Genomic DNA, 12,878 nt, shown 5'->3' with positions numbered 1-12,878 from the left:
TTCCGGCGGCTGCCAGAATAGCGTTCTCATGAAAGAGAATACAATTACCTCAACTTGGAATGATGCTTCTGAAGGGCTGGCGGAAGGAGGCGACATCGCCGACCGGATCGCCCGGCGCACCCTCGCCCGACGCGGCGCCCACTACGCCGGCGAGGTCCGTGCGCTCCTCGACGCCGCGCTTGAGGTCATGCGGCGCCGCGGCACCGCCTCCCGGCCACGGGTCGCCGACATCGTGACGGCGGCCGGACTGTCCAACGACGCCTTCTACCGGCACTTCCGGTCCAAGGACGCCCTGGTCGCCGCGATCATGGAGGACGGCGCCGAGCGCCTGTGCGGCTACATCGCCCACCAGATGGCGAAGGAGGCGGCGGCCCAAGGCCAGGTGCGCCGCTGGGTCGAGGGCGTGCTGTCGCAGGCGATGGACGAGGAGACCGCGGCGACGACCCTCGCGGTCATGTGGAACGCGCAGAGCGTGGGGGAGGGGTTCCTGGCCGGCCCGCCCACCATCGCCGACCGGCTGGCGACCCTGCTGCGCGAGCCGTACGCCCGACTCGGCAGCGACCGGCCCGACTTGGACGCCTCGCTCGCCGCCCACGCCACGGTCGGCAGGCTCGCCGACCACCTGTGGCAGCGGGTGCCGCCCACCCGCGCCGACATCGACCACATCACCCGGTTCTGCCTGCGCACCGTCTCACCCGAGGAGGCCCACGAGTGAAGAGCAGTGACCAGTTCCACGTCGGGATCGTCGTCGACGACATCGCGACGGAGGCGGCCGAACTCACGGAACTGTTCGGCTACCAGTGGTGCGAGGAACTCGGCGCACCCGCCCAGGTGACCCTGCCCGACGGCGACCGGGTCCTCGACCTGCGGTCCATGTACTCGATGTCCGTGCCACGGCTGGAGCTGGTCCGGCGCGTCCCGGGCACCCTCTGGGAACCGGCCGCCGATTCCGGTGTCCACCACCTGGGCTACTGGTCCGACGACGTGGCCGCCGACTCGGCCGAACTCGCCCGGCACGGTCACGCCGTCGAGGCCCTCGGCAAGCGCCCCGACGGGACGCCGTACTGGGCGTTCCACCGCAGCGCCACCGGCCCCCGCGTCGAACTCGTGACGCGCGCTCTCCAGCCCGTTCTGGAGCAGTACTGGGCGACCGGCCGCAGGCCCTCATGACCGTCGTGCACCTCGTGTGCGTCGCGCCGGTCCGGCACAGCGCGCACGTCGTTCGGGAGGCGTTTCGAGAGGAGTGCAGATGACCACCGTGGGAATCGTGACCGGCGCCGGGCGCGGTATGGGCCTGGAGTGCGCACGGCGTCTGGTCGGAACCGTCGACCGGCTGCTGATGGTCGACCTGGACGAGAACGCCGTTACCGAAGCGGCAGAAGAGCTGTCCACCCATGGGACCGTCGCCGAGCCGCACGTCCTCGACGTCACCCACCGCGACGGCCTGACCCGGCTCGCCGCCCGCGCCCGCGAGCTGGGCGCGCTGCGCGCCGTCGCCCACGCCGCCGGCATCTCGCCCACCATGGCCGACTGGCGCCGTATCCTCACGGTCGACCTCGTCGGTACGGCCCTGCTCGCCGAGACACTGCGTCCGCTCGCCACCGAGGGGACGGCGATGGTGTGCTTCGCCTCGATGGCCGCGCTGTTCGGCGACACCGCACCGCGGCCCGCGGTCGAGGCGGCCCTGGCGGATCCCCTCGCGGAGGACTTCCTCGCCCGCATCCGTGAGGCCGTCGGACCGGGTATCGAGGACCCGGGGACGGCGTACAGCTGGGCCAAGCGTGGGGTTCAGCGCTTCGTCCAGCGGGAGGCCGTGCGGATCGGAGGGGCCGGTGCACGGGTCTGCTCGGTCTCGCCCGGCATCGTCGCCACCCCGCAGGGCCGTCAGGAGGCCGAGCACCACCCGTCGATGAAGGCCCTCGTCGAGCAGTCGGCGCTCGGCCGGGAGGGCCGTCCCGAGGAACTCGCCGCGGTGGTCGCCTTCCTGCTGTCGGACGAGGCGTCCTTCCTCACCGGCGTCGACATCCTGGTCGACGGGGGCGTGCGCGCCGGGCTGGCGGCGAGGTCATGAACGGATGCAGGGCCGCCCTGAGCCGAGAGTCTCAGGGCAGCTCTACGGCGGTCATCGCGCCGTCGGCGGCAGGGTGAGACCGGAGACGATCACCGCGTTGGTGTCGGCGGCCGCCTGCCTGAGCGGCCTGGCCCTCGTGTAGGCGTCCGACGCGTACCAGGCCCGCGCGGCCTCGACGGACTCGAACTCCAGGACGACGGTCTGGTTCCCGTGCCAGTCGCCCTCCAGGACCTCCGGCGCGGGGTCGGCCGCCAGGACACGACCGCCGTTCTCGGCCAGGGAGGGCGCGGCTGCCCTGCCGTAGGCGGCGATGCCCGCCGGGTCCTTGATGGACTCGGTGAGAATGACGTATCCCTTCGGCATGGCTCTCCTCGTCGTCAGCTCACGGTGATGGCGCGCTCGGGGCACATCGCGGCGGCCGAGCGCACCGCGTCCTCGTGCACGGCGGGGACGTCGGGGGAGTCGACGACGGCATAGCCGTCGTCGCTCAGGTCGAAGACCTCGGGGCAGATCGAGCAGCACACCCCGTGCCCGCGGCAGCGGTCGTCGTCGACGGTGACCTTCATCGGACCTCGCTCCACTTCGCTTCGGCGGCCTCCGTCATGCCTGGTTCCACTCCAGGTCGAGATGGGTCAGACCGCGCAGGATGAAGGTCGGCACGTACTGGTAGCGGCGGGCGCCGGCGGGGCCGTGCACCCGCTCGGCGATCCTGATCTCCGAGGTGCGGTCCAGAAGCCGTTCCAGGGTCACGCGGGCCTCGGCGCGGGCGAGTGGCGCCCCGGGGCAGGTGTGCGGGCCGCGCCCGAAGGCGAGGTGCCGGCGGACGTTGGCCCGGCCGACGTCGAAGGCCGCCGGGTCCTCGAACTGACGGGGGTCGCGGTTCGCCGCACCGTTCAGCACCATCAGCGTGGTCCCGGCCGGGACGTCGACGCCGCCCACCGTGGTCGGCACCTTCGACAGCCGGAAGTCGCCCTTGACCGGGCTCTCCGCGCGCAGCGTCTCCTCGATGAAGTTGGGGATACGGTCCCGTTCGGCGCGCAACAGCCGCTGCAGCTCCGGCCGTTCGGCGAGGATCCTGAGCGCGGAACTCAGCAGCCGGACGGTCGTCTCCTGGCCGGCCGCGAACAGGTTGGCCGCGACGCGGACGACGTCGATGACCTCGGGCGTGGAGCCGTCGGGGAAGGTCGCGGTGGCGAGGCCCGTGAGCACGTCCTCGCGCGGTTCGCGCCGCCGCTCCTCGACGTACGTCGTGAAACGTCCGTAGAGGTACTCCAGCGGCGAGTGGTGCATCGTGTCCTCGCCGGTGCTGCCGACGCCACCCCCGTCCTGCGGGCGGCGCTGGAGGTGGTTCATGAAGTCCTGACGGTCCTCCTCGGGGACCCCGAGCAGGTCGGCGATGACGAGGAGAGTGAAGGGCCCGGCGAAGCCGCTGATGAACTCGCCCTCGCCCGGGGCGAGATAGGTGTCGAGCAGCCCGTCCGCGAGGTGCCACATGGACGCCTCGTTCTCCTTGAGGCGCTTGGGTGTGATCAGCCGCATCAGCAGCGCGCGGTGGTCGGTGTGCGTGGGCGGGTCCATGGTGGGGAGCTGGTCGCTCATCGGCAGCTCGTCCCGGTGGCGCTCGATCAACGCGCTGACGTCGTCGCCCTCCAGCGGCACCGGGAACCCCGGGAAGGGGCCGCTCACCGAGACGCAGGCGGAGAAGTTCTCGGTGTCGTTGTAGACCTGCACCGCCTCTTCGTACCCGGTCACCATCATCACGTCGTGATGGCTCTCGCGATGGACCGGACACCGAACCCGCAGGGCGTCGAAGTAGGGATAGGGGTCGGCGACGAGCGTCTCGTCCCGGAAGAAGTCGATCGCCTCGAAGTCGCTCACGGTCTGCTCGGCTCCCTCTCGGTCGGCCACCCGGACGACCAGGGACGGTAGCACAATTCTCCAACTGCTGGAATGCTGGCTGTACATTTTGGAGAGTGTCATTCTCGCATTGCGGGCGGGGCTGCCTACGGCGACCGGCCCGGCCTCTCTCTCCAACGGCCACCAGGGAGCCAGCCCCGTGGAAGCGACCGAAGAGACAGCGGAAACCACCGAGGAGACCGAAGAGACCGAAGAGCGGCTGCGCGTCGCCCACGGCATGCGTCGCGAAGTCCTCCGCGACGCCTATGTGGACGCGGAGGAGTTCCGTGCCCGCGGGAAGTGCGGCCGGGCGGGCGGTGAAGGACGTGCGCGCTGAGCGGGAGGCGGGTTCGTGAGCGGGGAGAACGTCGGTTTCGTCGGGCTCGGCAACATGGGCAGCGTCCTGGCCGGCAACCTCGTAGGAGCCGGTCATACGGTGGTGACGCACGACGCGCTCGGTCCGCGGCGGTCGCCCGAAGGGGCCGTACATGTGCCCGCCGTCGCCGAAGTCGCCCGCAGAGTAGAGGTGTTGGTACTCAGCCTGCCTGACGGAGTCGCCTCGCGGCAGGTGGCCCAGGCCGTTCTGGAAGCCGCCGACCGGCGGGTGCGGTACATCGTCGACACCTCCACGATCGGCGTAAGCGCCGCAGGAGCCATCGCCGAGCTGCTGGCCGAGGAGAAGATCGGATACGTCGACGCCCCCGTGTCCGGCGGTGTCGCCGGGGCCCACGCCCGCACTCTCACCGTCATGTACGCGGGGGGCGACGAGACCTGCTCCCGTGTGGAAACGGTCCTCTCGGGCCTCAGTGACCGTCGCCGCAGGGTCGGTGACCGCCCCGGAATGGCCCAGGCCCTCAAGCTCGCCAACAACTTCCTCTCCGCGACCACCCTCGCCGCCACCAGCGAGGCCGTCGCCTTCGGCCTGGCCGCGGGGCTCGACATGGCCACCATGCTGGACGTCCTGAACGGCTCCAGCGGGCGGAGCGTGGCGACCAGCGAGAAGTTCCCGCGTCATGTCCTGACCGGTCGCTACGCCGCCGGGTTCACCAACTCCCTGATGGACAAGGACGTACGGCTCTATCTGCGTGAGGTCGCCGAGTACGGCGGTCCGGCGTGGATCGGTGAGGCGATCGGCGCGTTGTGGCGGCAGTTCGCCGAGGCGGAACCGGGGGCCGACTTCACCCGGATCTTCCCGTACATGGAGGGTTCCCGACCCGTGGCCGACTTGACGCCCACTGAAGAGCGAGAATAGCATTCTCATTCGGAGAGACTGAGATTATCGTGAGTCCCCTCCGTACAAGCGAATGGAGGACCAGACCCCATGGCGCACTTCAAGAAGCCCGAGGCGGGCAGCTGGACCGCACACCTCAAGATCGACACGGAACCGGTGTCGTACGAGGACTCGATCTCGCCCGAGCACTACGAGCTGGAGCGGGAGGCGATCTTCCGGCGGACCTGGCTGAACGTCGGCCGGGTGGAGCAACTGCCCAAGCGGGGCAGCTACTTCACCAAGGAGCTGGACGCGGCCGGAGCCTCCGTGATCGTGGTGCGCGGCATGGACGACGAGGTGCGCGCCTTCCACAACGTGTGCCGGCACCGCGGCAACAAGCTCGTGTGGAACGACTTCCCGCGCGAGGAGACCGGCGGGGTCTGCCGCCAGTTCACCTGCAAGTACCACGCCTGGCGCTACGACCTCGAGGGCAAGCTCACCTTCGTCCAGCAGGAGCAGGAGTTCTTCGACCTCGACAAGTCGCAGTACGGCCTCAAGGGCGTGCGGACGGAGGTCTGGGAGGGGTTCGTCTTCGTCAACCTCGACCCCGAGAACACCACTCCGCTACGGGAGTACCTGGGCGAGTTCGCCAAGGGCATCGAGGGCTACCCGTTCCACAAGATGACCCAGGCGCACAGGTACCGGGCCGAGATCGGCGCCAACTGGAAGCTGTTCATCGACGCGTTCGCCGAGTTCTACCACGCGCCGATCCTGCACGCCGGCCAGTACGTCTCCGACGAGGCCCGCAAGATCCAGAAGTACGGCTACGAGGCGCTGCACTACGACATCGACGGCCCGCACAGCATGGTCTCCTCCTGGGGAGGCATCGCCCCACCGCACGACCGCAAAATGGTCAAGCCCATCGAAGGCGCCCTGCGCAGTGGCCTGTTCGGCCCCTGGGAGGCGCCCGACATCGGCCTCGAGACGGCGGATCTGCCACCGGCCGTCAACCCGACCAAGGACCCACGCTGGGGCATGGATTCGTTCGTCTTCTTCCCCAACTTCATGCTGCTGATCTGGCGGCCGAACTGGGTGCTGACGTACCACTACTGGCCGACCTCGTACAACACGCACATCTTCGAGGCCACGTGCTACTTCGTGCCTCCGGAGAACGCCTTCCAGCGGCTGCAGCAGGAGCTGGCCGTCGTCTCCTTCAAGGAGTACGGGCTGCAGGACGGCAACACCCTGGAGGCGACCCAGAGCATGCTCGAATCGCGGGCGGTAGGGCAGTTCCCGCTGAACGACCAGGAGGTTCTCCTGCGCCATCTGCACGGCACCGCCCGTCAGTTCGTACGCGACCACCAGCAGCGCACGTCCGGCGCCCCGGCCGCGTCCTGAACCGAGGAGACCCGAACCATGGCCCCCGTCTTTCCCCCCGAGTTCGCCGCGCTGGAGCCGTTCGCCGACTGGGCGGTCCCGACCGAGAAGGCCCGATACGCCAAGCGGATCGCCAGCACCATGGACGAGCTCGACACGTTCTACAACGCCGCGTTCCCCCTTCTCGCATCCGGCACGGACTATCTGCGGAACGTGTCCATGGAGGACATCTCCGAACCGGACAAGCATCTGCTGTGGCTGTTCTGCGCGCTCGTGACCGTCGCCTTCTCGGTGGAAGCCTGGCGCCAGCCCAAGGTGCCCGACACCGGCGCGGCGAGCATCGACGCCGTGGCCGAGCCGGCGGTGTGAGTGACGTGAGAGCCGCATTCTCCGACGGAGCAGCCTTCCTTGCCGGAGCGGTGTGATGGCCCGGTCGCGCGAGCCGCAGCCGCCGATCCGTCTGCGCGCCGCCCGTATGGTCGACATCGACAAAGGCGAACTGGTCGAGCCGGGTGACCTGTTGGTGGAAGGCGAGCGCATCAAGGCCGTCGCCCCGGCCACCGTCCCGTCCGACGCCGTCGTACTCGATCTCGGCGACGTCACCCTGCTGCCGGGGCTGATGGACATGGAGGTCAACCTCTTCCTCGGCGGACCCGACCACCGCAGCCCGCTCATCCCCGTCCAGGAGGACCCGGCCGTACGCACCCTGCGCGCGGTCGCCAACGCCGGCCGCACCCTCCGGCACGGCTGGACGACCGTACGCAACCTCGGTCTGTTCGTGCAGAGCGGGGGCGTGCTCCTGGACGTGGCGCTGAAGAAGGCGATCGACCTCGGCTGGGTCGACGGCCCGCGGATCGTGCCCGCCGGACACGCGATCGCGCCCACCGGCGGTCATCTCGACCCGACGATGTTCCAGGCGTTCGCGCCGGGCGTGCTGCCGCTGACCGTGGAGGAGGGCATCGCCGACGGTGTCGCGGAGGTGCGCAAGGCGGTCCGGTACCAGCTCAAGTACGGTGCCCGGGTGATCAAGGTGTGCGCCTCCAACGGGGTCATGTCGCACACCGGGCCGGCCGGTGCCCAGCAGTACTCGGACGAGGAGCTGCGGGCCATCGTCGACGAGGCGCACCGGGCCGGGGTCAAGGTCGCCGCGCACTGTATGGGGGACACGGCGATCCGGGCGGCCGTCGAGGCGGGTGTCGACTGCATCGAACACGGCTTCCTCGCCGGTGACTCCACCCTCGACCTGATGGCCGAACGCGGCACGTTCCTCGTCGCGACGACGTATCTGACCGAGGGCATGAACACCGCCCACGCCGATCCGGAACTCCAGGCCAAGGCCGCCGAGGTCTTCCCGCGGGCCCGTGAGTCCACCGCCCGGGCGATCAGGCGTGGCGTCAAGGTCGCCCTCGGCACCGACGCCCCCGCCGTCCCGCACGGCAGGGGCGCCAAGGAACTGATCGCCCTCGTCGACCGGGGCATGCGGCCGGTCGACGCGTTGCGCGCCGCCACGGTCGTCGCCGCCGACCTGATCGACGCCGACGACCGTGGCCGCCTCGAACCGGGACTTCTGGCCGACATCATCGCCGTCCCAGGCGACCCGCTGACGGACATCGGGGTGACGCAGGACGTGCGGTTCGTGATGAAGGGCGGTCAGGTGTACCGGCAGGACGCCTCCGAAGCCTGATCGGCGACGGCGGGGGGATGCGAGAGCCGCGGTTCCCGACGGAACCGCGGCTCTCGCGTGGTCGCAACGGCATTCACACCTTGCGGGTGATGCCCCCGTCGACCCGGACGATCGCACCGGTCGTGAAACTGGAGGCGGCGCTCGCGAAGTGCAGGGCCAGCGGCGCCACATCGTCCGGCACGCCCAGCCTGCCCAACGGCACGAACGACGTGTCGAAGTCCTCGGCGGCCCAGGCCTTGTGGGCGTCGGTCAGCACCGGCCCCGGCAGAATCGCGTTCACGCGCACCTTCGGGGCGTATGCCTCCGCCAGGCCGACCGTGAGGGCGTTCAGGCCGGCCTTGGCGCAGGCGTACGGCAGCTCGTGCACACTCGCCATCAGGGAACCGGCGGTGCCGATGTTGATGATCGACCCGCCCCCGTGATCCGCCATGTACTTCGCTGCGAGCACCGCGAGCCGGAAGGGGCCCTTCAGGTTCACGGCGAGTGTCTTGTCGTAGAGCTCCTCGCTCACGGCGTCGAGGCTCTCGTACATCGGCGACATCCCGGCGTTGTTGACGAGCACGTCGAGCCCTCCGAACTGCTCGACCGCCTCGGCGACCAGCCGTTCGCAGTCGTCCCAGCGCCCGACATGGCAGGCGACCCCGACGGCCCGCCGCCCGGTCGCCCCCCGCACCTCCTCGGCCACCGCCCGGCACGCCTCACCCTTGCGCGAGGCGACGACCACATCGGCACCGGCCTCGGCCAGCGTCTGCACAATGGCCCGCCCGATCCCACGCGAACCGCCGGTGACGACGGCCACCTTGCCCGTCAGGTCGTGAAGCTCTGCGAACGACGTCATGCGGTAATGATGTCATCACTGGAGGAGAATAGGAATCTCACACACCCTGCATCCTGGACGCCGGGCGGCGACTGCCCGGCAGTGTCGTGGGCCTGCTGCGCCGTTCGTATGTCGAGGGCGGCTGGGAGTCGGCGATCGCCTGACCCGTGCTCGACCGGATACCTGGCCCCGTCCTCAATCCGGGCGAGCCCTGGGCCGACCGGATCCTCGCCGACCTTCCCGCCCTGGGCGGCCCCTGGACCGCCCTCCTGGACGCTCTGCGACCCCACCCTGGTGCTGCGCAAGGTGACGCAGAGGCAGATACGGGCGGTGCCGGCGCGATGAGCCCTCGGAGCCGCTGCTGGGTCAGTCGTCCGGCGCCGTGGTCACCAGGCGGCGCCGCAGCAGCTTTCCGGTCGGGGTGTAGGGGAGTTCGTCGCGGAACACCACCGCGTCCGGGGTCTTGGACCCGCGCAGATGTGTGCGCACCCAGGCCCGCAGGGTTTCGGCGTCGACGGCCGCTCCCTCGTGGGTGACCACGAACGCGGCGATCCGTTCGCCCCATTCCTCGTCCGGTATGCCGACCACTGCGGCCTCGCGCACCGCTGTGTGGCGCAGGAGAACGTCCTCCACCTCCGCGGGAGCGATGTTCTCGCCGCCGCGGATGATGGTGTCGTCCGCGCGTCCCTCGATGAACAGATAGCCCTCGGCGTCGAAATGGGCCAGATCGCGGGTGTGGAACCAGCCTTCGCCGTCGAGCAGGGCCGCAGCGCCCTTGTACTCGCCGGACACCTGAGGGCCGCGCACCCACAACTCGCCCGGGGCGCCGGGGGGTTGGACGCCACCGGCGGCGTCCCGGATCTGCCCCTCCACGCCCGGCACCATGCGGCCGGCCGAGCGCAGACGGGCACGGACCGCCGGGTCGTCGGAGGAGAGCGCGGCGCGGTGGTCGTCCGGGCCGAGCAGGGCGATGGTGGAACTGGTCTCGGTGAGGCCGTAGGCGTTGGTGAACCCGGTGTCGGGGAAGGCGCGCAGAGCCGCCTCCAGCACCGTGTGCGGCATCCGGGCACCGCCGTACGCCAGCGCGCGCAGCGTGGGGACGTCCGCCGGGCCGCCGCCGAGGTGCTCGACGACGCGGGCCAGCATGGTCGGTACGACCATGGCCGAGGTGATGCCCTCGGAGCGCACCAGGTCCAGCCAGGCGCCCGGCTCGAAGCTGCCGAGGTGCACCATCCGGCGCCCGGCGTAGAGGTTGCTCAGCACGGAGCCGATGCCTGCGACGTGGTAGGGCGGCACGGCGGCCAGGACGGCGTCGTCGGGGGCGGCGGACGCGAAGTCCACGGTCTGCAGGACGTAGCTGGTCAGATGGCGGTGACGCAGCACGGCGGCTTTGGGAGCCGCCGTCGTCCCGCTGGTGAACAGCAGCACGGCCGGGTCGTCCGGGGAGCCCTCCGGCCCGTCCACCGGCTCGGCGGCGCGCCCCTGTGCCAACAGCGCCTCAGGGGTGCGGACATCGAGGCCCGCCTCGCCGAACACGCCCGCGAACGCCTCGTCCGCCACCACGAGAGGCTTCTCCGTGTGCTGCAGCAGACCGGTCAACGCCTCGGCGGACAGACGGTAGTTGACGGGCACCAGAGGTACGCCCGCCAGGGCGGCACCGAACAACATCATCGGAAAGGCCGGGCCGTTGACCCCGGCGAACACCAACTCTCTTGCCCCGGACCGGCGCACGACGGCCGCGACCCCGGCCGCCGTATCCCGCAGCTCCGCACAGGTCGTCCCGGAGTCGCGCCGTCCGATCGCCACCCGGTCGGGATCGCCCGCCACGGCCATGTCGAGCAGCATCGCGATGTTCAAGGTGGCCCCTTCCTTCCACTCCCCGGCTGCGAACGATATTCTACCTGGGAGAAAATATCATTCTCCATAGTCGTGCGCCGGACTTGCGTCCCAGGGAGCCCCGTGGATTTCGAGCTGACCGAGCAGCAGGAGGACATCCGCGCGGGCGTCCGTGAACTCGCCGCCTCGTTCGGCCCCGGGTACTGGGCCGAGCAGGACGAGAAGGCCGAGTTCCCCTGGAGCTTCTACGACGCCTTCGCCAAGGCCGGCTGGCTGGGCATCGCGGTCCCCGAGGAGTACGGCGGCGGAGGACTCGGTGTCCTGGAAGCGTCCCTCCTACTGGAGGAGGTGGCCGCCTCGGGCGCCGGCATGAACGGCTGCAGCACCATGCACCTGACCATCTTCGGCCTCAACGTCCTGGCCCGGCACGGCAGCGAGGAACTCCGCCGCGAGGTCCTCCCGCACGCCGCCGCCGGAGACCTGCACGTCTGCTTCGGTGTCACCGAACCCGACGCCGGCACCGACACCACCAGCATCTCCACCTTCGCCCGCCGCGACGGCGACCACTACGTCATCGACGGCCGCAAGATCTGGATCACCAAGGCCGGCGACTCGCAGAAGATGGTTCTCCTGGCCCGTACCACCCCGCGCGACCAGGTGGACAAGCCGACCAAGGGCATCTCGGTCTTCCTCGTCGACGTCGACCGCACGGCGATGGACATCCGGCCGATCCCCAAGATGGGCCGCAACGCCGTCGCGTCCAACGAGATCTTCATCGACGGTCTGCGAGTGCCGGCGCGTGCCCGCATCGGCGAGGAGGGCGAGGGCTTCCGCTACCTTCTCGACGGACTCAACCCCGAGCGCATCCTGCTCGCCCACGAAGCTCTCGGCCTCGGCCGGGCCGCCCTCGACGCCGCCACCCGCTACGCCCGCGACCGCGTTGTCTTCGGCCGCCCCATCGGCCGGAACCAGGGAATCGCGTTTCCGCTCGCCGAGGCACTCACCCGCCTCGACGCCGCCCGTCTGATGGCCCGCAACGCAGCCTGGCGCTACGACCGGGGCCTGGAGTGCGGCCGTGAGGCCAACATGGCCAAGTTCCTGTGCGCCGACGCCGGTTTCCAGGCCGCGGACCGGGCGGTGCAGACCCTGGGCGGCATGGGGTACGCCCGTGAGTACCACGTGGAGCGGTACTTCCGTGAGTCACGGCTGCTGCGACTCGCGCCCATCAGCCAGGAGATGGTGCTCAACTACGTGTCCCAGCACGTGCTGGGGCTGCCCAGGTCGTACTGAACCCCGGCCCGGACAGCCCCAGAATGCGTGGACGCGCTGAACACCCTCAGCCCTTGCGGGTGTTGATCTCCTCGGTGAGGGCGGGGACGACGTCGAAGAGGTCGCCGACGACGCCGTAGTCGACGAGGTCGAAGATGGGGGCTTCGGCGTCCTTGTTGACGGCGACGATGGTCTTGGAGGTCTGCATGCCGGCGCGGTGCTGGATGGCGCCGGAGATGCCGTTGGCGATGTACAGCTGGGGTGAGACGCTCTTGCCGGTCTGGCCGACCTGGTTGGTGTGGGGGTACCAGCCCGCGTCCACCGCGGCGCGTGAGGCGCCCACGGCCGCGCCGAGGGAGTCGGCGAGGGCCTCGATGAGGGCGAAGTTCTCGGCGCCGTTGACGCCGCGGCCGCCGGAGACCACGATCGCGGCCTCGGTCAGTTCCGGGCGGCCGGTCGACTCGCGCGGGGTGCGGCCGGTGACCTTGGTGCCCCGTGCCTTCTCGGAGAACGTCACGGCGAGTTCTTCCACGGTGCCGGCGGCCGGGGCGGGCTCGACGGCGGCGGAGTTGGGCTTGACGGTGATGACCGGGGTGCCCTTGATGACGCGGGAGGTGGTGGTGAAGGAGGCGGCGAACACCGACTGGGTGGCCACCGGGCCCTCGTCGCCGGCTTCCAGGTCGACGGCGTCGGTGATGATGCCGGAGCCGGTGCGCAG

15 protein-coding genes are annotated in these 12,878 nt (G+C 70.3%); 9 read left to right on the top strand and 6 right to left on the bottom strand.

What is annotated here, in order from left to right:
• Positions 1-28: 28 nt before the first annotated feature.
• The 3 genes from ABZT17_RS14365 to ABZT17_RS14355 all read left to right on the top strand — a co-directional run bounded on the left by ABZT17_RS14365 (position 29) and on the right by ABZT17_RS14355 (position 2,071).
• Positions 29-715 (top strand): helix-turn-helix domain-containing protein, encoded by a 687-nt coding sequence (locus tag ABZT17_RS14365; protein WP_356348130.1) that lies wholly within the window; start codon positions 29-31, stop codon positions 713-715.
• Positions 712-1,170, top strand: coding sequence for a VOC family protein (locus ABZT17_RS14360; RefSeq protein ID WP_356348128.1), 459 nt, complete (start codon positions 712-714; stop codon positions 1,168-1,170). Before ABZT17_RS14365 ends, ABZT17_RS14360 begins: the two co-directional genes overlap by 4 nt.
• Before the next feature lie 79 nt (positions 1,171-1,249).
• Complete coding sequence (locus tag ABZT17_RS14355; RefSeq protein WP_356348126.1) at positions 1,250-2,071, top strand: SDR family oxidoreductase; 822 nt, start codon at positions 1,250-1,252, stop codon at positions 2,069-2,071.
• Between the two features lie 51 nt (positions 2,072-2,122).
• Here ABZT17_RS14355 and ABZT17_RS14350 read toward each other — a convergent pair whose 3' ends face one another.
• From ABZT17_RS14350 to ABZT17_RS14340, 3 genes are read right to left on the bottom strand one after another with little or no spacing between them, the layout of a single operon-like run.
• A complete protein-coding gene (locus tag ABZT17_RS14350; RefSeq protein WP_356348124.1) occupies positions 2,123-2,434 on the bottom strand; it encodes a DUF1330 domain-containing protein in 312 nt (103 codons plus the stop codon).
• A 14-nt stretch (positions 2,435-2,448) separates the two neighbouring features.
• Entirely contained in the window at positions 2,449-2,637 is a 189-nt protein-coding gene (locus ABZT17_RS14345) for a ferredoxin (RefSeq protein ID WP_356348121.1), read from the bottom strand.
• A gap of 34 nt (positions 2,638-2,671) precedes the next feature.
• The gene (locus tag ABZT17_RS14340) at positions 2,672-3,949 is read right to left on the bottom strand and encodes a cytochrome P450 (RefSeq protein ID WP_356348119.1); all 1,278 of its coding nucleotides are present in this window, start codon (positions 3,947-3,949) and stop codon (positions 2,672-2,674) included.
• Between the two features lie 178 nt (positions 3,950-4,127).
• On the opposite strand from ABZT17_RS14340, the gene ABZT17_RS14335 reads away from it, so the two are divergent.
• The 5 genes from ABZT17_RS14335 (at position 4,128) to ABZT17_RS14315 (ending at position 8,238) form a co-directional block, all read left to right on the top strand.
• Complete coding sequence (locus tag ABZT17_RS14335) at positions 4,128-4,304, top strand: hypothetical protein (protein WP_356348116.1); 177 nt, start codon at positions 4,128-4,130, stop codon at positions 4,302-4,304.
• A gap of 15 nt (positions 4,305-4,319) precedes the next feature.
• Positions 4,320-5,219 (top strand): NAD(P)-dependent oxidoreductase, encoded by a 900-nt coding sequence (locus ABZT17_RS14330; RefSeq protein WP_356348113.1) that lies wholly within the window; start codon positions 4,320-4,322, stop codon positions 5,217-5,219.
• Positions 5,220-5,288: 69 nt separating this feature from the next.
• Positions 5,289-6,575, top strand: coding sequence for an aromatic ring-hydroxylating dioxygenase subunit alpha (locus ABZT17_RS14325; protein WP_356348111.1), 1,287 nt, complete (start codon positions 5,289-5,291; stop codon positions 6,573-6,575).
• A gap of 18 nt (positions 6,576-6,593) precedes the next feature.
• Positions 6,594-6,923 (top strand): hypothetical protein, encoded by a 330-nt coding sequence (locus tag ABZT17_RS14320; protein WP_356348108.1) that lies wholly within the window; start codon positions 6,594-6,596, stop codon positions 6,921-6,923.
• A 55-nt stretch (positions 6,924-6,978) separates the two neighbouring features.
• Positions 6,979-8,238 (top strand): amidohydrolase family protein, encoded by a 1,260-nt coding sequence (locus ABZT17_RS14315; RefSeq protein ID WP_356348105.1) that lies wholly within the window; start codon positions 6,979-6,981, stop codon positions 8,236-8,238.
• 73 nt (positions 8,239-8,311) lie between these two features.
• Here ABZT17_RS14315 and ABZT17_RS14310 read toward each other — a convergent pair whose 3' ends face one another.
• Entirely contained in the window at positions 8,312-9,076 is a 765-nt protein-coding gene (locus tag ABZT17_RS14310) for an SDR family oxidoreductase (protein WP_356348103.1), read from the bottom strand.
• A gap of 345 nt (positions 9,077-9,421) precedes the next feature.
• On the bottom strand, positions 9,422-10,912 hold the full coding sequence (locus ABZT17_RS14305) for an AMP-binding protein (RefSeq protein WP_356348101.1): 1,491 nt from the start codon (positions 10,910-10,912) through the stop codon (positions 9,422-9,424).
• A gap of 102 nt (positions 10,913-11,014) precedes the next feature.
• Here ABZT17_RS14305 and ABZT17_RS14300 point away from each other — a divergent pair, with 102 nt between their 5' ends.
• On the top strand, positions 11,015-12,181 hold the full coding sequence (locus ABZT17_RS14300) for an acyl-CoA dehydrogenase family protein (RefSeq protein WP_356348099.1): 1,167 nt from the start codon (positions 11,015-11,017) through the stop codon (positions 12,179-12,181).
• A 46-nt stretch (positions 12,182-12,227) separates the two neighbouring features.
• On the opposite strand, the gene ABZT17_RS14295 is transcribed toward ABZT17_RS14300, so the two are convergent.
• A partial coding sequence (locus ABZT17_RS14295) for an electron transfer flavoprotein subunit alpha/FixB family protein (protein WP_356348096.1) occupies positions 12,228-12,878 on the bottom strand: 651 nt, incomplete at its 5' end.

The sequence above is a fragment of the Streptomyces sp. NPDC005648 genome (genome assembly GCF_040605395.1).
GTDB lineage: Bacteria > Actinomycetota > Actinomycetes > Streptomycetales > Streptomycetaceae > Streptomyces.
The sequence above is the reverse complement of the archived record's forward strand: the minus strand, read 5'-3'. Positions and strand labels throughout refer to the sequence as shown.

Coding starts and splice junctions, on each gene's coding strand:
- ABZT17_RS14320 (WP_356348108.1), top strand. CDS start 6,594: ATGGCCCCCGTCTTTCCCCCCGAGTTCGCCGCGCTGGAGCCGTTCGCC.
- ABZT17_RS14315 (WP_356348105.1), top strand. CDS start 6,979: ATGGCCCGGTCGCGCGAGCCGCAGCCGCCGATCCGTCTGCGCGCCGCC.
- ABZT17_RS14350 (WP_356348124.1), bottom strand. CDS start 2,434: ATGCCGAAGGGATACGTCATTCTCACCGAGTCCATCAAGGACCCGGCG.
- ABZT17_RS14355 (WP_356348126.1), top strand. CDS start 1,250: ATGACCACCGTGGGAATCGTGACCGGCGCCGGGCGCGGTATGGGCCTG.
- ABZT17_RS14310 (WP_356348103.1), bottom strand. CDS start 9,076: ATGACGTCGTTCGCAGAGCTTCACGACCTGACGGGCAAGGTGGCCGTC.
- ABZT17_RS14325 (WP_356348111.1), top strand. CDS start 5,289: ATGGCGCACTTCAAGAAGCCCGAGGCGGGCAGCTGGACCGCACACCTC.
- ABZT17_RS14365 (WP_356348130.1), top strand. CDS start 29: ATGAAAGAGAATACAATTACCTCAACTTGGAATGATGCTTCTGAAGGG.
- ABZT17_RS14345 (WP_356348121.1), bottom strand. CDS start 2,637: ATGAAGGTCACCGTCGACGACGACCGCTGCCGCGGGCACGGGGTGTGC.